Origin of the sequence: Chryseobacterium sp. MYb264, assembly GCF_035974275.1 — a bacterium.
Classification (GTDB): domain Bacteria; phylum Bacteroidota; class Bacteroidia; order Flavobacteriales; family Weeksellaceae; genus Chryseobacterium.
On record NZ_CP142422.1, the window covers coordinates 423,377 to 443,396 of the forward strand.

At 36.2% G+C, this 20,020-nt stretch carries 18 protein-coding genes; 6 read left to right on the forward strand and 12 right to left on the reverse strand.

Annotated elements, in window-relative coordinates; translation table 11 throughout:
• Window positions 1-14: 14 nt before the first annotated feature.
• On the forward strand, window positions 15-920 hold the full coding sequence (locus tag VUJ46_RS01805) for a helix-turn-helix domain-containing protein (protein ID WP_326985064.1): 906 nt from the start codon (window positions 15-17) through the stop codon (window positions 918-920).
• A 100-nt stretch (window positions 921-1,020) separates the two neighbouring features.
• On the opposite strand, the gene VUJ46_RS01810 is transcribed toward VUJ46_RS01805, so the two are convergent.
• The 3 genes from VUJ46_RS01810 to VUJ46_RS01820 form a co-directional block, all read right to left on the reverse strand.
• Window positions 1,021-2,241 (reverse strand): PQQ-dependent sugar dehydrogenase, encoded by a 1,221-nt coding sequence (locus VUJ46_RS01810; RefSeq protein ID WP_326983309.1) that lies wholly within the window; start codon window positions 2,239-2,241, stop codon window positions 1,021-1,023.
• 189 nt (window positions 2,242-2,430) lie between these two features.
• Window positions 2,431-3,771 carry an IS5 family transposase gene (locus tag VUJ46_RS01815; protein ID WP_326981209.1) on the reverse strand — a complete coding sequence of 447 codons (1,341 nt, stop codon included), beginning with the start codon at window positions 3,769-3,771 and terminating at the stop codon, window positions 2,431-2,433.
• A 134-nt stretch (window positions 3,772-3,905) separates the two neighbouring features.
• Window positions 3,906-4,847, reverse strand: a complete 942-nt coding sequence (locus VUJ46_RS01820) for an alpha/beta fold hydrolase (RefSeq protein ID WP_326983310.1) — start codon at window positions 4,845-4,847, stop codon at window positions 3,906-3,908.
• Window positions 4,848-5,044: 197 nt separating this feature from the next.
• Between VUJ46_RS01820 and VUJ46_RS01825 the strand changes: the two genes are divergently transcribed.
• Complete coding sequence (locus VUJ46_RS01825) at window positions 5,045-5,347, forward strand: hypothetical protein (RefSeq protein ID WP_326983311.1); 303 nt, start codon at window positions 5,045-5,047, stop codon at window positions 5,345-5,347.
• A 56-nt stretch (window positions 5,348-5,403) separates the two neighbouring features.
• Here the strand turns inward: VUJ46_RS01825 and VUJ46_RS01830 are convergent, their stop codons facing one another.
• The 9 genes from VUJ46_RS01830 to VUJ46_RS01870 form a co-directional block, all read right to left on the reverse strand.
• Window positions 5,404-5,775, reverse strand: a complete 372-nt coding sequence (locus VUJ46_RS01830) for a response regulator (protein WP_326983312.1) — start codon at window positions 5,773-5,775, stop codon at window positions 5,404-5,406.
• 37 nt (window positions 5,776-5,812) lie between these two features.
• Window positions 5,813-6,385, reverse strand: coding sequence for a chemotaxis protein CheB (locus tag VUJ46_RS01835; RefSeq protein ID WP_326983313.1), 573 nt, complete (start codon window positions 6,383-6,385; stop codon window positions 5,813-5,815).
• Between the two features lie 12 nt (window positions 6,386-6,397).
• Window positions 6,398-7,228 (reverse strand): CheR family methyltransferase, encoded by an 831-nt coding sequence (locus VUJ46_RS01840; RefSeq protein WP_326983314.1) that lies wholly within the window; start codon window positions 7,226-7,228, stop codon window positions 6,398-6,400.
• Window positions 7,229-7,594 carry a response regulator gene (locus VUJ46_RS01845; RefSeq protein ID WP_326983315.1) on the reverse strand — a complete coding sequence of 122 codons (366 nt, stop codon included), beginning with the start codon at window positions 7,592-7,594 and terminating at the stop codon, window positions 7,229-7,231.
• 15 nt (window positions 7,595-7,609) lie between these two features.
• Window positions 7,610-11,221, reverse strand: a complete 3,612-nt coding sequence (locus VUJ46_RS01850; protein ID WP_326983316.1) for a response regulator — start codon at window positions 11,219-11,221, stop codon at window positions 7,610-7,612.
• A gap of 5 nt (window positions 11,222-11,226) precedes the next feature.
• Complete coding sequence (locus VUJ46_RS01855; RefSeq protein WP_326983317.1) at window positions 11,227-12,702, reverse strand: hybrid sensor histidine kinase/response regulator; 1,476 nt, start codon at window positions 12,700-12,702, stop codon at window positions 11,227-11,229.
• 492 nt (window positions 12,703-13,194) lie between these two features.
• Entirely contained in the window at window positions 13,195-13,830 is a 636-nt protein-coding gene (locus tag VUJ46_RS01860) for an ATP-binding cassette domain-containing protein (protein WP_326983318.1), read from the reverse strand.
• Complete coding sequence (locus tag VUJ46_RS01865) at window positions 13,796-14,728, reverse strand: hypothetical protein (protein WP_326983319.1); 933 nt, start codon at window positions 14,726-14,728, stop codon at window positions 13,796-13,798. Before VUJ46_RS01865 ends, VUJ46_RS01860 begins: the two co-directional genes overlap by 35 nt.
• 132 nt (window positions 14,729-14,860) lie before the next feature.
• On the reverse strand, window positions 14,861-15,841 hold the full coding sequence (locus tag VUJ46_RS01870; RefSeq protein WP_326983320.1) for a helix-turn-helix domain-containing protein: 981 nt from the start codon (window positions 15,839-15,841) through the stop codon (window positions 14,861-14,863).
• A 173-nt stretch (window positions 15,842-16,014) separates the two neighbouring features.
• Between VUJ46_RS01870 and VUJ46_RS01875 the strand changes: the two genes are divergently transcribed.
• From VUJ46_RS01875 to VUJ46_RS01890, 4 genes are read left to right on the forward strand one after another with little or no spacing between them, the layout of a single operon-like run.
• Window positions 16,015-17,739: an ABC transporter ATP-binding protein gene (locus tag VUJ46_RS01875; protein ID WP_326985065.1), complete on the forward strand. Its 1,725-nt coding sequence runs from the start codon at window positions 16,015-16,017 to the stop codon at window positions 17,737-17,739.
• A gap of 30 nt (window positions 17,740-17,769) precedes the next feature.
• Entirely contained in the window at window positions 17,770-18,591 is an 822-nt protein-coding gene (locus VUJ46_RS01880; RefSeq protein WP_326983321.1) for a siderophore-interacting protein, read from the forward strand.
• Window positions 18,569-19,252 (forward strand): VOC family protein, encoded by a 684-nt coding sequence (locus VUJ46_RS01885; RefSeq protein WP_326983322.1) that lies wholly within the window; start codon window positions 18,569-18,571, stop codon window positions 19,250-19,252. Before VUJ46_RS01880 ends, VUJ46_RS01885 begins: the two co-directional genes overlap by 23 nt.
• Before the next feature lie 34 nt (window positions 19,253-19,286).
• On the forward strand, window positions 19,287-20,018 hold the full coding sequence (locus VUJ46_RS01890) for a DUF6796 family protein (RefSeq protein ID WP_326983323.1): 732 nt from the start codon (window positions 19,287-19,289) through the stop codon (window positions 20,016-20,018).
• Window positions 20,019-20,020: the final 2 nt, after the last annotated feature.

Sequence of the window (20,020 nt, forward strand, 5' to 3'; positions counted from 1 at the left end):
ATTATATTTGCATGATGAATACCATTGCGTCTATTTCAGCTTTTCACCGCCTTTTATCACTTCCTCAGCCGAAGCATCCGCTGGTGAGCGTGATTAATTTATCCGAAAGTATTTTCATTGAAGATAACGTTTGGAATGGCTTTACCAATAGATTTTATTGTGTCGCTTTAAAACGTGAAGCCACCGGAAAAATAAGGTATGGGCAGCAGCATTATGATTATGATAAAGGGGTTTTAAGCTTTACCGCGCCCAATCAGATTCAGTATGTAGATGTAAAAACAATAGATTGTGACGGAAAAGGATATTTGTTGATTTTTCATGAAGATTTTCTGTTGAAACATCCTTTGGCGCAAACTATTTCTGGCTTCGGATTCTTCTCGTATGCCGTGAATGAAGCTCTGCATTTATCTGAAGATGAAGAAAATGACTTGCTTGAAATTTTATATAAAATTGATAAAGAATGTCAGCATATCGATCATCATACGCAGGAAATTATTCTTTCTCAAATTGATTTATTGTTAAATTATTCCAACCGGTTTTATGAAAGACAGTTTATCACCAGAAAAAACGGAAATCATCAGTTATTGGCGAAATTTGAGCAATATTTAAATGAATATTTTGATCAGGAACAGTCTGCTCAGAAAGGATTGTTAACCGTGCATCAAATTGCCGAAGCTATGAATTTGTCACCTAATTACTTAAGTGATCTTTTGAAAATTCATACAGGGCAGAATACGCAGCAGCATATTCACGAAAAACTGATTGCCAAAGCCAAAGAAAAGCTTTCTGCCACTCAGTTATCGGTAAGTGAAATAGCCTATATTTTAGGATTTGAACATTCGCAGTCGTTCAGTACATTATTTAAAAAGAAAACGAATATGGCGCCCATGGAATTCAGGGCTAAATTTAAGTTTAATTGATAGGAAAGGAAGATAGGAGAGGGAAGTTGGAGGTTTTTGATGGTTAGAAAATAATAAAAATGATCAACTTCCAGCCTCCCTCTTCCCGGCTTCCTACTTTTTACTGTTTACGGATTCTATATAATCTTCCGCCATCAGTCACTGCGTAGAGCGCGTCATCAAGCCCCTGCGTAATATCTCTGAATCTTTGATTCTCTGCTTCCAAAAGCTTCTCTTCACCCACAACTTTATTATTTTCAATCACCAATCTGGCAATATGCATTCCGCTTAATGAGGCTAAGAAAAGGTTGTTTTGCCATTCCGGAATGGTGTTGCCTTTATAGAATGTAATTCCGCTCGGTGAAATCACGGGATCCCAATAATAGACCGGTTGCTCTAATCCTGCTTTCTGCTGAATACCATCTCCGATAGTTTCTCCCGAATATTCAATGCCATATGTAATCGTTGGCCAGCCATAGTTTTTTCCGGCCTCTACTCTGTTAATTTCATCACCGCCTCTGGGGCCGTGTTCACTTTGCCAAAGGTCTCCCGTGATCGGATGAATAGCCATTCCCTGTGGGTTTCTGTGTCCGATGCTATACAATTCAGGTAAAGCTCCCGAGCCTGTAAATGTAGGATTTCCCGGAGCGGGCTGACCGCTTGTGGTAATTCTTACAATTTTTCCTACAGCGGCTGTTACCGATTGGGCTAATGGTCGAGTCGATAAATCGGAACGTTCGCCTGTGCTTACAAAAAGATTTCCGCTGCCATCGAACAAAATACGGCCTCCGTAATGCAGGTTCCCAACATTTGCAGATGGCGTAGCTCTGTAAATAACGGTTGGGCTCTCTATAGTGGCTTCATCATTGGAAAGTCTTCCTTTTGCCACTGAGGTTATATTTCCCCCTGCCACATTTTCTGAAAATACCCAGTATACCATTCTGTTGGATGCAAACTGAGGGTCTACGCACAATCCCAGTAATCCGCCCTGACCTCCTGAATTTACGGCAGGAAGTCCTGTGATAGGGTTGCTTACCGTTCCCGTAGAACTTACAATACGCATGGTTCCTGTTTTTTGGGTAATCAGTAATCTGCCATCCGGTAAGCTGGTAATGCCCCATGGTGAAGTGAGAGCCGATGTTACCACTTCACTCACATAATGAGTCGTAGTCCTCACTCCGTTCGCCCGGGTCTGCCCGGCGAAGGCCGGCGGATAATTGGTATTTCCCGGATTTGTTTCTACTGGGGGAAGGGGAGAGCCGGGCTGCTCTTCATTATTATCATTGCAACTTGCAAAAAGTAATGATGAAGCAATCATTACGTAATAAGCTTTCATTTTCATAATTAAATATTTTGGTGATTTTGATCATTAAAAACATTTTTTTTGCAACAAAATACTTGCCGTAATTCACTTTTGTGTGTTTTTTAATGAAATTAATTCAATCGATTACATTTATTTTATGAGAAAATTTAATTGAAATAAAAAACAAACCCTTAATAATCAATATCAAGGGTTATAATTAGTCGCTCCTTAAAAAGCTGTTTTTTGACTTTGAAAATTATATTTGCCTAAAAAGATTCGGAGAACAAGTTCGAGCCAAAGAAGAATTTGTTGTTTGATTTGATTCAATCTCATCTTCAAATTGTATCCAATCCCTGCTAATAATGCATTATTAATATCTCCAGCCACTCCTTTCAGGAAGTTTAATCCTAAGGAGTGGTTTCTTTTTAAATGAGAGATACAAGGTTCTATGGCTGCTCTTGCCCGGAATCTTAATCTGGCTACTTGTTGCCCATATTTTGTTTTTTCTTTTTTTGCGGGAAGCAAAATTGCTGTTCCTTCCACTTCTTTGATTCCTTTAAATCCTCTGTCTGTAGTGGCTTTCGTAGGTCTTGTTCCGCCAACGGATTTTCTTACCCTCTCACTCTGTGCCAATGATTCTTCAAGAGTTTTACTATCGTGAGGATTGCCAGAAAATCTCTTTACCGAGCTGATGATCCCTGTTTTCCGACCTCTTACTACTGCTACTTTTGTCCCAAACTCGTATGCTTTTCCCGATTTTCCTTTCGCAATACACGCAACTTGTGGCTCGTGAAGACTGTAAATTTTATCTTTCGTGGTACGTTCTTGGGTGAGTGCTTTAAGGTAAATTTTAAAAACGTCTTCGTAGCCTTTCAAAACATCTTTAGGAAGTTTTCTTTCCAATTCCCGAAGAACTCTTTTACCAATCGTCCTGAGCTTTTTCCTCGCCATTTTTGCCTTCTTCTGTCTTCTGGGATGATGTCCAAAAAAAGCGTCCCGCAATAATTGTTTGCTCACTCTTCTGTAGCTTTGTCTTTGTACAACGCTCTCTTTTTCTGCTATTTTTCTACAATTGTCGATTACTTTTTTTGCTAATTTGGCATCGGTAGGAAAGGTAATGTTCTTCTCCTGAACCGTCGTATCTACCTGAACTTCATCTTCTGTTTTGGCTTTGGGATGGAGAGAAACGCTTTGTCCCAAAAGAAATTCCAAACCCTTATCTCCAATTCTTTTTCTGAAGTGTACAAAATTGCTCGGATCGAAAGGCTGCTCTGTCTGGAAAAAGGTTTCTCCGGTAAAATATTGCCAATACGCATTCTCAATCCATCTCTCTATTACACTTTCATCACTTTCTTTAAACATTTCCTTGAGCAAAAGCATTCCTGCTATTTTACGGATAGCAATAGAAGGTCTTCCGTTTTCTGAAAATAATTTCTCAAACTCTGACTCCATTTTATCCCAGGAAATCTCCCCAGCTAATTTTACCACCGGATGCTCCATATTAATAAGCTCCGTAAGCCTGGTCTTGAATAAATTCTGCTGTAAATCCTCTCTTATTTTGCCTAACATTTTGCCACTTTTTATATCCTAAAAATACAATTTATTGCAATTTTTTACAACGATTTTTTACGAAATATAAGTGCATAAAACTGATAATCAAAATATTACTTGGTTTTTAAGGAATGACTAATTATAAAATAAACTTATTTCAAAAATTCAGATGCTTTGGCCACAAATGCGCTATGATTTTGGAAAAAGGACGCATGACCGGAATCCGGAAAAATAAGTAATTCAGAATGCTCTAGATTATCGTGCATATTATATGCATTTTGAACTGAAACCGGAAGATCATTTTCACCATGAACAATGAGAACAGGACTTTTTATTTCTTTAATTTCTTCGAGAGATGTACTGCTTGGCTGAGCCCAATCTAAAACTGCTGTTAATTGTGAAAGAGAAGTCGCATCATTTAACACTAGATCTCGATCATTAGTACGAAGTTGTATCCTGTTATACGCCGCCTTTCCTGCCACAATGCTTTCTGTAGAATTTGTAAAGCTAAATTTTAAGAAAGCTTCTTCTGGGCCTAATCCTGCTGATCCTGCTATAATATTTGGTAAATTTGCCAATCCTAGTGCTCCTTTTGGGCCGGTTCCTGTTAAAATAACTTTATTGATTAAAGAAGGTTTCGTTAAAACTACTCTTTGTGCGATAAATCCTCCCATTGAAAAGCCCATAATATTGATTTTATTCAGTTGTAAAGCCTCCACAAAATCTATTGCATCATTCGCCATAGATTGAATATTATTCGGTGTTATACCTTTAGAAGCGGCAACACCTTTATTATCGAAAATGATAACTTTGTACTTCTTCGCCAATCCATCGGTAATTGCCGGGTCCCAATCATCCATAGAACCTCCCAAACCTGGTAAAAGTACCAAAGGTATTCCGGCATCATTTCCCAAAATACGATATGCGAACGGAGTACCTTTTACATCAATAAATCTGGTCTTAGCATTTTGATGATTTTCAGCCTGTATCTCCTGAACTGTTATTTCATTTTCCTCTCTGCAAGACATGGATAGTGTAGTGAAAAGTGTAAGACATAATGCACTGGTAACGGAGATTTTTCTAATTGTTTTCATTGTTGTTTATTTTTGTTTGATTATGATGCAAACTTAAAACGGAAAGAAAAGTAAAACATTTAGAAAGACGCTAAAGTAGACAATTTTAAAACTAAGCTAGACGTACAAGAAGTTAAAATAATTAATGAAATGTAATTTTAACTCAAAAAAAAGCAATGATGGCATAAATATTATTGTATTTATATAAAGCACCAAAGATGGAGCGTATCAAAGAAAATAAAGAATTAATCACCAGATACTTTACGTTAAGTGTAAAACATCATTTCGGAGTTAATATGGATTTGAACGGGGAATATACTTTTGCTGAGAATCTGGTTTCAAAAAAAATGATTATTGCAGCTACTTTTACAGAAAAAGTTAAGTCGAACCCCGAAATAAAAATGTTTTTATCATCATTAATCCATGAGCTGAACAATGAGAAATGCAGTATTGATTTTGTAAAAGAAAGACTCGATCATCTTAGAGAATCGGATTCTCAGGAAATGGAAAGGATCGTGTAAAAGTAAAATCCCCACAACAATTGCAGGGATTTTTCTATTTGTAATGAAACGTAGGTTTATACTTTTTCCTGCAGATATTTTGCAACCATATCTTCCAAATCTTCAAGATTGAAAGGTTTTGCCACATAATCATCTGCCTGGGCCTGTTGTGCCAAAGCCACGATATCGTTATTTGCTGTTACATAAATCACCGGAATGTTTTTGAATTCCTCGTGATTCTTCAAAAGCCTCGTTGCTTCTACGCCACCGATTTTCGGAATCCAGTTGTCCATCAGAATAACATCCGGCTGGTATTGAGCCACTTTTTCCAAAATATCATGTGAAGTTTCTGAAATTTCGACCTGATAACCATTCTCTTCAAAAATGATGGTGATCACTTCCAGAATTGTTGTATCATCATCAAAAATCAAAATTTTCTTTTTACTCATTTTAGGTATATTTAACTTCGTTAGGTTTCTTTATTTTTTATAATTGATTGATAAAATTCGCCAGATTTCCTGGTTTAATGATCAAATCATAATCAATCTCATCTATCGCATGTTTCGGCATATAATCTACTTCTGCCGTTTCAGGATCCTGGATCCATACTTTGCCGCTGTTTTTTTTAATATAGCTTAAACCTTCCACACCATCGGCATTGGCACCGGAAAGCAAAACCCCGATCATATTTTCACCATAAATCTCTCCTGCAGATTTAAAAGTGACATCAATCGACGGTCTTGAATAATTCATCTTCTCGGAACTATCCAGCGACATCGTTTTTTTATCTTCAAATAACAAATGATAATCCGCAGGCGTGATATATAATTTATTATTCTGAATCTCCGTTTTATCTTCTATTTCAATAACTTCCATCGCCGAAAATTGCTGAAGCAAGGTCTGTAAAATATTGGTAGAATGCGCCTTGCGATGCACGACCAATACGATCGGGAAATGAAGATTTTCATCTAAATTTTTTATCATTTCCAGGATCACCTGCAGGCTTCCTGCCGAACCTCCGATGATGATTAATTCTATATTTGTGTTTTTTGTTTCCATGGGTAATCATTCTTAGCTATGATCTACTTTCTTCCAGATTTTCTGATCATCTATTTGATTGTAATTTTTATCTAATTTAGAAAATCTTAGTGTTTCTTTCGCTCCTAAAGCTAAAAAACCTAAATTTTCTAAACTATTATCAAATAAATTGAAAACTCTTTCCTGCAAATCACGATCAAAATAGATCAACACATTTCGACAGATAATCAACTGAAAACTGTTGAAAGAACTGTCTGAAACCAGATTATGAGTCGATAAAATTAACTTTTCCTGCAAAGCTTTATCGAATCGTACGCTATCGTAATTCGCTGTATAATAATCTGAAAAATCTTTTTTCCCTCCCGATGCCATATAGTTTTCAGAATACAGTTTCATTTGCTGCAAAGGGAAAACTCCGGCTCTCGCGGTTTCCAAAACAGAAGGGTTCAAATCTGTACCATAGATCAAAGATTTATGATAAAGATTGGCTTCTTTCAGCAAAATCGCCATCGAATAAGCTTCTTCACCGGTAGAACAGCCAGCCACCCAAATTCTAATCAAAGGATAGGTTCCCAACTGCGGTAAAACTTTTTCTCTTAATGCTTTAAAAAAGTGCGGATCACGGAACATTTCTGTCACATTAACCGTAATTTCTTCTATAAACCGTTTTAAATATTCAGGATCATTAAGTATGGTGTATCTTAATTCTGCAAAGCTGGTGAATCTGTCTATCAGACAGATACGGTTTACCCTGCGCTTGAAAGAAGCACGGCTGTATTCGGAAAAATCGTAGCCATACATTTCATAAACATCTTTAATCAAGTATTCTACTTCCTCGTCTTTTACGATACTTGGTTCCAGCATTTACAGTAATTTTTCGATAGCAGTTATCAATATATCCACATCTATCGGTTTTGAAACATAGTCCTGCGCGCCTGCATCCAGACATTTCTGGCGGTCTTCCGGCATTGCCTGAGCGGTAACCGCAATCACAGGAATCTGACTGATAGATGGAGTTTCACTCATAATTTTAATCGCCTGATAGCCGTCCATTTCCGGCATCATCATATCCATCAGCACGACCGTAAAATCATTATTATTTTTCAATACCTCAATGGCTTCCTGAGCCATCGTACAGCTTTCAATCTGAAATCCGCGTGCTTTTAATGTTAATTTTAACGCAAATATATTTCGTGGATCATCGTCCACAATTAAAATTTTCTTATTCATCAGAACTTTTGCTGTTTAACTTTCATATAACCAAACCCTAAGCAGAGACAACAACTGATCGATATCCACAGGTTTTGAGATATAATCTGAAGCACCCGCCGTGATGCATTTTTCACGCTCACCAATCATCGATTTTGCAGTAATAGCAATGATCGGAAGTCTTGTATATTTTGGCATTTTTCTAATTTCCTTAATAGATTCATAGCCATCCATTTCCGGCATCATCATATCCATCAAAATGACGTCTATATCAGGATTTTCTTTTAATTGTTGAAGCGCATGTTTTCCGTCCATGGCCACCACAACTTCAACTTTATATTTTTCTAAAGCTTTTGTTAAAGAGAAAATATTACGAACATCATCATCAGTAATTAAGATTTTTTTACCGCTTAAAACTTCCGTTAATGAACCTAATACTTTATTTCTCACATTCTCAATCGAGCTGTTTTTTTCTTCAACCAAATGTAAAAACAAACCAACTTCATCTAAAATTCTCTGATAAGAATGTGCCGTCTTAACAACAATAGAGTCAGCGTATTGCTTGATTTTCAATTCTTCAGATTTCGATAAATTATGCTCTGTAAAAATGATGATCGGAAGATTTTCCAGTCCTTCATTACTCTTTATAGATTCAATGATTTGATACTCGTTTCCTTTTGAAGCTCCAATGTCCAAAATTACGCAATCTACATGATCTGTCGTTAATGCTTTTACACTGTCTTCAACATTATTTTCTACCGATAAAGAAATATTAAAATTGCTCAGAAAGTAGGAAAGGGCGCTCGCATGTTTCGCATTTTCTTCTACAATTAATACTTTTTGTGGTCCTTTTTTCAAGGCTTCTTCAATTTTTCTGAAAACATCAGTCATTTGATCCAAAGCCACAGGTTTGTTGATGAAATCAATCGCTCCTTTCATCAGACTTTCCTTCTTAACGTGCAAAACAGACATCATGTGAACCGGAATATGCTTGGTTTCAGGATTAGATTTTAATTCATCCATCACTTGCCAACCGTCTTTCACAGGTAGTTGAACATCAAGCAAAATCGCATGCGGGCGATACTGTAAAGCCGCAGAAAGCCCGTGATCGCCTCTTACTTCCACCACCGCTTTATAGTTCTGTAAATGAGCGTATTTCAGTAAGGCTTTAGCGAAATTGGTATCGTCTTCAATAATCAGAATAACTTTATCGTCTTTCTTGATATTATTTCGGTCATCTTCCACATTTTCAGGAATTTCAAGCATATTGATCGGTTCTGAAACTTCTACTTCCTGATCTCCCAGCATATGTTGGATTTCTTCCACATCTTCGCGAATGGTTTTTACCAAATCTTTATCTGTTTCAATTGCTTCAATTTCAGAAACTGCTTTGATCGGAATGATTAAACTGAATTCACTTCCTTCATTTACTTTACTTGTAAGGATGAGTTCTCCGCCTAATAATCTTGCAATTTCGCGGCTTATCGATAATCCTAAACCGGTTCCTCCGAATTTTCTTCTCGTTGAACCATCAGCCTGTTGGAAAGCTTCAAAAATAATTTTCTGTTTGTCTTCTGCAATTCCGATTCCTGTATCTTTTACCGAAAAAATGATGAAATCATTCTTTTTAGCATCTTTTTTAATATGTAAATTAATGCTTCCTTTTGTGGTAAATTTCAACGCATTCGACAATAAGTTTCTCAATACCTGATCTACTCTTAAACGGTCGGTCTCAATTACTTTTTTAACGTCTTCTTCAATGTTGATATTGAATTGAAGCTTTTTCTCCTGAAACACCGGATTGAATAAATTTTTCAAGTCTTTCACTACTTCATCAATCGCAACATTCTGATATTCCAAAGTCATTTTACCAGATTCGATTTTAGCCAAATCTAAAATTTCATCAATTAATGTCAATAAACTACTTCCCGAACTTTGGATGACTTTTGCTGATTCAATCTGATCTTCATTTAAATTTTCATCAGGATTTTCTGCCATCAATCTTGAAAGAAGAAGGATAGAATTTAAAGGTGTTCGCAATTCATGAGACATATTTGCCAGGAATTCCGACTTATATTTGGTGCTTAACGCTAATTCTTCTACTTTTTTCTGAATCTCATTATTACGCTCAGCAATCATATGATTTCTTTCTTCCAGTAATCTCGAACGCTCTTCAAGCTCTGAATTTGCCTGCATTAATTCTTCCTGCTGAACTTTCAATTCTTCCTCAGAAGCCTGCAACTTTTGAGTTTGCGCCTCTAATTCAGTATTTAAATTCTCCAATTCCGAATGCTGAACCTGAAGTTCTTCAGATTGAGCCTGAGTTTCTTCTAACAATTGCTGCTCTTTTTCACGACCTTTTGCTGCGCTCAACGCACTACCGATATTTCTGCTGCATTCAACAAAATAATCAATTCTGTCATCTTCGAAATTCGAGGTAGAACCTAGCTCCAATACACCGATAATATGCCCATCTGCAAAAACAGGAAGAAGCAAAATACCGTAAATTTTTATAATACTGCTGGCAAAAGTCACAACAAAATCATCCTCATGAAGATTGTTGTATACCTGAGTTTTTTCATTAATAAATGCCTGACCAACCATACCTTCTCCCGGTTCGAAAGAACGTTTCATATTTCCTTCCAGACCAAAAGCTGTTGTTAATCTTAAAATGCCTTCATCATAAAGGTATAAAGCTCCGTTAATGCAGGTTCCGTAAGCAATTAATTGTTCAAGAGATTTTTCAGAAACTTCTTTTACTGATTTATTTCCGACTAAAGATTCATTTAAAATAGCAAGACCTTTTTGGCGCCAATCGCTTTTATTGATGGTATCAAAAGATTTCTTTAACGAGTCGGTCATATTGTTTAAAGACTCAACCAGATCGCCAAGATCATCCTGAGAATTGTCAACTGCTTTTTGGCTGTAATCACCATTCGCAACACGATTGGCAATTTGCTGAATGGCGCTTACGCGTCTTGACATTTCAAGATCTTTTGCCTTCAGCGCTTTCTCTAATTTATCACGACGAATAAGGTCGGCACGTAGTTTAACATAGAAAAATGCCGTAACAACCACTGCTGCAATCGCCGAAAAAAGAATAAATAAAACAGTTGTATTTGATGATCTGTTTAATTCTTTCGTTTTGATAGCAAGCTGGCTTTCTTCATATTGCGAAAAATCTTTCACGATTTGCCGGCATCTGTCCATATACGACTTGCTTTCAACGATTTGCTGCTGCGTCATCATTTGTCCTTTTCGACGGTTTTGTACGAAAAGTTTCATGTTAGACAAATTAGCATCTACATTTTTTTCAAGCAAATCCAACAGTTTTTGTTGGTGCGGATCTGAAACATCCAGGCTTTTTACATATTCAAATGTTTTTGAATATTCGGCAAGGCTTCGGTTGTAAGGCTCCAAAAAGCTCTCTCTTCCCGTAAGCTGATAGCCTCGGTTTCCGGTTTCGGCATCTAAAAGAGCAACCAAAACGTCTTTCACGGCAGTTACCGCACGTCTGCTTTTGCCGACACTTTCACGATGGCTCATCTGATTTTGAATGCTCAAATAGGAAGCTAATGAACTCGCAATAAGAATCAGCAAAGATAATCCGACTCCAAATTGAAGATTTCGTATGATTTTTTTCGGCATGAAAATTAATTTAATGGTAATGTGAAATAGAATGTTGAACCTTCGTCAACAATACTGGAAACCCCGATGTGGCCGTGGTGCTGCTTGATGATCTCAGAGCAGATGAAAAGTCCGATTCCCATTCCCTGAAACTGTACGGAAGACTCTTCAACACGGTAAAATTTATTGAAAACGGCTTCCTGTTTAAAATCCGGAATTCCGATTCCGAAGTCGGTAACATTTACTTTTACTTCCTGTTCTTCTTCGTCCACAAAAGTGGTTACGATAACTTGATTGTTCTGAGGAGAATATTTGATGGCATTCGTAAGGAAATTAATGAGAACCTGCTCAATTCTGATCTCATCAAAAGGAATCAAAATATCAGGAATAATGCCGTCTCGCTTTATTTTTACTTTATTTTCATCATGCGTCTGCAAAATGGTTTCAATAGCATTGCTGATGACGTTTTCAAGGCTCGCTGGCTTTTTGTTGATCTTCAGTTTTCCATTTTCAATTTTAGAAACATCCAAAAGGTCGGTAATCAAAGTATTAAGCTTTTCAATCTGATCATGAACTTTAACCATAAATCCTGCTTCAGCACTTTCTTTTTCCAGTTTTAGTTTTCTGTCTAAAAGCTGAACGTAAGCTTTAATACTCGTTAAAGGAGTTTTAAGCTCATGGCTAGCAATGCTCAGAAATTCATCTTTTTCCTTTTCCACTTTTTTCTGATCGTCAATATCAGTAAAAGTTCCAACCCAGTTTTTAATACTGTTTTCTTCGTGCACCGGAGTTACTCTCAAAAGATGATAACGGTAATCTCCCGATTCTATATTTTTGATCCTGATTTCCAGTTCCAGAGATTTCCCCTTTTTCTTACAACGCTCAAATTCTTCTTTGATGTCGAGGTCGTCGGGATGGGTTTCCGGAAATTGCTGTTCTGAAGTTGAATAATCAAACCATTTACAATTAACAAAATCTACAATGCCTTCTTCGTTTAGGGTAAAAGCAATTTGTGGCAGGGATTCTAACATCAGATGGAAATGATCGATCTGAGATTTCATAATTCCCTGAGATTCTCGTCTTCCTTTCACCTCAAGTTCCAGACTTTGCTGGTTTTTTTTCATCGCCAGGCTTTGTTCCTGAAGATTATAGAATGTTTTTACCTTCAACATAAGGATTTCCGGATCGACAGGTTTGGTAACATAGTCTTTTCCTCCTGAGGCATATCCTTTAGTAATAAATCTCTTCTCGGTATTAACGGCCGATAAAAATATAATCGGGACTTCTTTCGTTTTGCTATATCCTGCAAGGGTTTCCGCGACCTCAAATCCGTCCATATCCGGCATCTGAACATCCAGAATAATTAAGGCATAATTGTTTTTTAAAGCTTTTCCTAAGGCTTCTTCGCCCGAATCTGCTGTGTCAACTTGAAAATCTTTAGATTCCAGTAATTTTTTTAATGAATAAAGGTTGCTATGGTTATCGTCAACGATTAAAATCATGAGTAGGTTGTCAAATATTATTTAGGTGTACTTATTGTTCAAAAATACTCACAATTATCGGATAAATAGTTATTTTTTCCTCTAATTGTCGCGAGATACCACATTCATAAACTTTTATTTGGATTTTTAAAGAATTTTTTACGTTAAAAATTTTTCATTTAATTTAAAAATATATTTTATACAGGTATTCAATTGTTTAGATATAAAACATCAATAAATATCAAAAAAAATATTAAAAAAATTATCAAATATCCCTATTCACGGCATAATCTTTGAATAGGGAGTAGCAACACTTTTTTCACTTAAACATATATTTTTAAATTAAAACCTCCCATTTATGCGGAGGTTTATTTTATTATTTATACCTTTGCAGTGATTCTCATGTTTAATTTGAGTTTTCATGGTTATTAGTTTTTATCCCCGTCGCAAGTCGGGGATTTTGTTTTTTATAACCTGAAGGTTTTAATAGATTGATTTATAGGTTTTTTGACATTAAAATTTAAAATCGCTCAGTTGATAAAACTCCGATTGATCATAAATTTCCGTTATTTTTCCCTTTTTTAAAATTGCAATCTTGTCACACGTATTGAAAAGTGTTTCTATGATGTGAGAACTGATGATAACCGTCTTTTTATTTTCTTTAAGCTCTTTAATGATTTCATATAATATGTGAACACCTTCAAAATCAACACCGTTGAACGGTTCGTCTAAAATATTGATAGGCTGATCGAGCAATAAAAGACCAATAAGAGCCAATTTCTTTTTCATCCCACTGGAATAATATTGCGCAAACTTATTCAACGGAAGCTGAAATTTTTCCGTTAATTCATTCTTTATTGTTGAATTTTTTCCTGTGAAGTAATCAAGATATTCTTTGCCTGTGATGTAAGGGTAAAAATAGTTGTCGGTTTCAAGGTAGGAAATATCATCTCGTTTTATTTTTCTTCCTTTCCATAAAACTTCGCCGTTGTATTTTACGTTTTGGTAAAGAGATTCAAATAAAGTCGTTTTTCCGGCGCCGTTTTGCCCCAATAATCCTAAAACAGAGCCTTCTTCAATAGTTAAACTGAGTTGCTCTAGTACTTTCTTATCTTTAAAGTTGACTGAAATGTTCCTGATCTCCAACATATTTTGAAATGTTTTCCTGTGCTTGTTTAAAATTTTGTCTGATAATGATGAGTGCCGGAATGACGGTTATGCTGTAAAATGAGTATTCCAAATGCACGATGATGCTGAATGAATTGGTTTTGTCTTTGTAATCATAAAGCTTATATTTTCTTGATACAATCAGTAAAAAATATAAATTAACAAAAAGCATATAGAAAAGAATATATCCGCTTTCGGCATAATTGAATATTAAATATCCTATGTAAACGGGTAATAGTAAGATATTAAAAAGTACCGCATTTTTTCTCAATTTTTGATTAAAACTATTTTTCCTGAAGAAAGTGATCAGCATTTCCTTGTTTTCATTGTGTTCATAGATGTGAGAAAGATAATCGGTTAAAAATACCGCGCCCAAAAACAAAGATAGGGTGTGATATGCCGAGCAAAGCAGAATAAGATAACCGACAATAAAAAGCCAGCTGTATTGCCTTACAAAGCTTTTCCATTCAAAGAAATAATCAGGGATAAAATTCCATTGTAAGCCAATATCAAAATTGACTTTCGGATTCCAACAAATCAATGGTATTAAGCCGATAGCAGCGATAAGTCCATAAAGATCCACTTTATAATTAATATTGCTCAGTAAGCATAAAGAGTAAATAATCAGCAATTCAATGAAAATAATCAACGGCCATTTTTTTGAAAATACTTTTTGAATAAAAGGAATGTCTTTTCTTGAAATATGAAAAACAAATGCTAAAGCCAAAGGCAAAATAGGATAAAGTACCTCGTAAGGAAGCTTTACAAAAATAATGGCAATCAGAATAAAGACAATAGGAATACTTTTTTTAGGATTTTGATTGCAAATTCTGAAGGTTTGAGCGGTTCTGAATTTTAAATGATAAAATAGTCTATTCAATGGTTATTCTATACTTTTAAATTATCTTACATAAGATGAATGCTCGATAAACAGGATTAGTTTGAGCCCAAAAATAAGTAAATTGATATAAATACCAATGATTTTACGTCAATTTATTGTTCTGCTGAACCACTATTTTTTCAGCGTACTCGGAATCATTCCGTATTTTCTTTTAAAGGCGGCAGAAAAATGGCGCGGATTTTTATAACCTACCATATCAGAAACCTCACTCACATTCATGTTTCCATTCATAAGCATTTTCTTTGCCTGAGCCATTTTAGCATCGTTCCAAAAATTAAAGACAGTGGTTCCGAAAAGCTCTTTGAATCCTTTTTTTAGCGTAAACTCATTGGTTCCCACCTGATGCGCCAGTTCTATGAGAGAATGGTTTTTATCTAAATTATTCGTGATAAATTCTCTGACAGCATATATTTTTTCTTCATCTTTTTTTATCAGAGATGATTTTGAGTTTTCCTGATAAAAAAGCTGTTCGAGCTGTAACAGAAGGAGTTCACTTATTTTAGCTTCCAGATATATTTTCTTAAAGATTCCCTTGCGGTTACAATACATAATGTCGTTCAGAAGCTGGTACATTTCCAGGCTTATACGGCTGTGATCGGGATTGATGAGACAGGAATGCTGTCTTTCAATCGCCATTCTGAATGTATTGAAGAGATTAGAGTCTTCAGGAAGAAACTTTTTGAAGAAATCCGGAGCCAGGTTTATTTCCAGAAAGTTCATGTCGTGGGCATCAAATTCCATTTTACCGCGCATTTCATGGGCATAAATGATGTTATGCTGGTAGCTGTCGAATTGTACCTTCTTCTGAAAATTTTCTGAAGTGGCAGTCGTTTTACCTTTGAGAGCAAAATGCAGCTCTACCGTATCATAGTCGCTTTCGAAATAAAGGCACAGGTTATCCGAAAGAAAAACATCTCCAAAGCCAATATGAACATTTTCAAAGCAAATTTCATGGTAAAAACCTTTGCCATAAGGATGTTGCAGCGTAGTAGTACACTCCTGAATATCACCGTCACGGATGAAATAGGTGTTCGGATATTGCTTTTCCAGAAGGATGTCCTGAATATTGTTATCGTACAATCTTAATGTCATTGCTTTATATTTTACCGGTAAGGTTTTCCTTTTCGCGGACTTTTTACTCCTTTTCGCGTACCCTTCGTACCATAGGAACTTACTAGATTTGCACAAAGGTAATGATTATTTAGAATCGTTCTTAATAACTGAATTTAATTTTAATGAAAGACCCGAAAAAAAAGAAAAACGGAATCTATAGGCTGCTGGAAATCGCAGGAAGAAAGAAAATATTGTTATTTTTTTCAGGATTACTGGCTGTGGCTCATGCTTTTTTAAGTCTGGTGCCTTATGTTCTGGTGTTCTATATTATCCGCGAACTGACTCAGAAGAATGTCAATTTTCCTTTGGCTAAAACGTATATTATCTACGCCATGATCGCAGCAGTGGCGAGTATGCTGCTGTTTTTTATATCAGGAATCTTATCACATATTGCAGCGTATAATATCCTGTTTGAGTTGCGGAGGTTTATTGTTGATAAGGTTGGAAAGCTGCCGATGGGATATCTTAATAACAGAAATTCGGGAGCGTTAAAGAAAATATTATCCGATGATGTGGAGAGAATTGAAAACTTCATCGCCCATCAGATTCCGGATTTTGTAAAAGGAGTGGCTCTGCCGGTGGTAACGATTATCTTCCTTTTTTCTCAGGATTGGCGTCTGGCGTTGATCAGCTTTGTGCCTTTGGTTGTTCTTGGAATTTGGCTACCTATTATGTTCGGAAGCAAAAAAAATACGGCTCTTATGAAGAGCTATCATCAGTCTTTGGAAGATATGAATGCGGGAATTGTAGAATATGTGAGAGCGATGCCTGTGATGAAGATTTTCGGACAGTCTGCGGAAACATTTGATAAATACGGAAATACGGTAAAGCGTTTCAATGGCTTTGTGGGAGAATGGGTAAAAACAAGTACTCCAGCATTTGCCGTGTTCATGAGTTTTATAAGCAATGCCATGCTGCCAGTTCTCGCACTCGGATTGTATCTCTATTTTCAGAATGGAGTCACTTTAGCGACATTGCTTCTGTTTCTTATTCTTGGAACAGGATATATTAAACCTTTGTTTGCCCTGAGCAATATGGGAATGCAGATTTCTGTGATCAACCGTGGAGTAGGACAAATCGATGAACTGCTGTATCAGAATGATCTGGAACAGAGAACTGAACTTCAGAAACCTGAAAATCTGGGAATTAATTTTAATAATGTAAGCTTCGCTTATGATGGAGAACATCATGTACTGGAAGATATTTATTTTGAGGTTAAAGAAAAGTCCATTACCGCTTTGGTCGGACCTTCGGGAGCAGGAAAAAGTACGGTGGGACAGCTCTTAGCCAGATTTTGGGATGCAACGGAAGGGAGCATTACAGTCGGAGGAATTGATATCAGAAATTATCCGCCGGATCAATTGATGGAGATGGTTTCCTTTGTTTTTCAGGACAGTTTTATGTTTCAGCAAACGATGTTTGAAAATATCCAGATGGGAATGGATAAAACCCGTGAAGAGATAGAAAATGCGGCAAAAGCAGCACAGATTCATGAGTTAATCATCGGTCTCCCCAATGGTTATGATACTCTTTTTGGTCACTCTGGTGTTCATTTAAGTGGAGGAGAGCAGCAGCGTTTTCAGCTGGCCAGAGCCATTCTTAAAAATGCACCGATCCTGATTCTTGATGAAGCCACTGCTTTTGCAGATCCGGAAAATGAATATAAGATTCAACAGGCTTTCAGTAAGTTAATTAAAAATAAAACAGTTTTTGTGATTGCTCATCGGCTGAGCACGATTACCGATGCAGATCAGATTCTTGTTTTTGATAAAGGAAAATTGGTGAACAAAGGGAAGCATGATACTTTGCTTAATGAAAGCGAGCTGTATCAAAGAATGTGGCAGGCCCACACAAGAGCGAAGGAGTTTGTCATGTAGAAGATTAGATAAAAAATAATAGTTAGAGGAATGAAAAATTTTAAAACAATTCAGGTTGAATTATCGGTGAGTAGAAAAAAATACATTACACCTCATTATATCAGAGTATTTCTTACAGGAGAACAGGTTTCTATGCTGGAAAATACAACGGTTGGAGTTAACAATAAAATATTAATACCGCCGAAAGGGTTAAATAAAATCTATTTTCCTGAATTTGATTATGAAAAAATGCAGTGGATTCCACAGCCTGATGAAATTCGTCCTATCGTAAGAACTTACACACATCGAGGAATTGATTTGGAAAAGAATGAAGTCTGGATCGATTTTGTGGCACATGGAGATGAAGGTCCTGCCTCTGCATGGGCGATCAATGCTGAAAAAGGCGATGTTTTAGGGATTTTAATGAAAGACGGAAAAACAGAGCTTTACGGAAAGGCAGACCATTATTTATTGATTGGAGATGCAACGGCTATTCCTGTGATTTCTGCGATTCTTGAAGACTTACCTTCAACGGCAAAAGGAACCTGTATCCTTGAAGTTGACAGTAAAATTGACGAGCAGAATCTTGAAACTCTAGCAGATATTGAATTTATCTGGCTTCACAATGAGCATCCTCAAGAGGGAAGTCAGCTTGTAGATACGGTGAAAAAACTGAACTTACCCGAAAGTTCACGTTCAGGCTATGTAGCTGCAGAATTTTCTTCTGTAAAAGAGATCCGAAGATATTTACGAAAAGAAAAACACTGGAAACAAGAGGAATTGTACGCTTATTCTTATTGGAAATCCGGTGTGGCAGAAGATAAATCGGCGATGGAAAGGCATGAAGAAAATGCAGAAGTTGAAGCCAAATAATCTACAGCTGAGCCATGTTCTGTATCAGGTGAAAGATCTTCATTCTTCTGTAAAAAAGCTTCAGGATGCGGGTTTCATTGTGCAATACGGAACAGAAAAATCAAAAGCTTACAATGCTTTGATTTGGTTTGAAAAAGGAGTTTTTGTAGAAATTTATCAAAATTCCGGACTTCCTTTCTATGTAAAATGGATGATGAAAATTTTTGGATATCAGCCGGTTTTAAACCGATTAGAGAAATGGAAGAATGTTGGGGAAGGCTGGTGTGAATGGTCTTTAGAGTCTGTTGCCAATGATTTAAATACTGAAAAACAGTTTTTTATGAATGAAAATATCAAGTTTAAATTTCATAAAGCAACACGAAAAGATATTCATAAGCAAAAATTGAAATGGGAGCTTCTGATGCCGAATAATATTGATTTTCCTTTTTTAATGTCTGCGTATGTTCCGAATCCGCGGCCAAAAGAAATTAATCATCCCAACGGAATAAAAGGCGTAAAAAATATTATTGTCGGAACAGAAAAATTAGACATTAACTTATTAAATAGATTATTGCCAGACCAAACAGGTTTGAAATTGGTTGAAGGAGATAATTTGCAAACAGTTGAATTCTATGATTCTGAACTGAAGATCGAAAATGTTTTAAAAGATCTCAGTTTTTAGCATCAGGAATTAATTAAAAATTAAATAGAAAAATATGAAATATTCAAATAAGATAAATTGGTCATTCGCAGCAGGGATTATCGTTTCGATATGTTGGCTGATTGGCGATATTTTCGTTGCCGGTTTTGATCCCAATCCTGCCGATTACCCAATTTTTTCAAAAACATATGCCGATCAGGTAGATGTTACTTTTGCTACATTAATGTTGGAAGGTTCAACGGCCAGATTGATGTTTGGTACATTGATAGGGGCTTTGACAGGTCCTTTATTACTTCCCGCAACATGGTTGGTTTACCAGTTTTTTAAAGACAGAACAAAAGGGTATGCAGTTGCTATCTATTGGATTTTGCTTGTCGGGGCAGTTTTATCTCCTTTAGGGCACGCCGGTTTCTTTTATGTCGGCGAAATTTATAAAGCAGTTTATCATACTGATGCAACTTCACATCCATATCTTTTGAAAACAGGAAGAGGTTTTATGAAAATGCTGAATATTGCGTGGGGAGCTGCCATTGGTGTGTTGGCGATTGGTTGGGTTTCTTTTGCAGTTTGTATTGTTTTAAATAAAACTTTACTTCCTAGATGGATGGCGATCCTTACTCCTTTTGCGCTAACATTGCTTATTATCCCTTTGAAAAACATATTACCTTTACCTTATTCAGGATGGGTAGGCGGAGCAATTTTTAATATTGCTTATCTGATATTTTTCAGTTCTTTATTATTTCTGTTCAGAAAAAGGCTTTTGAAAAGAGAAGAATCATTAAACTAAAT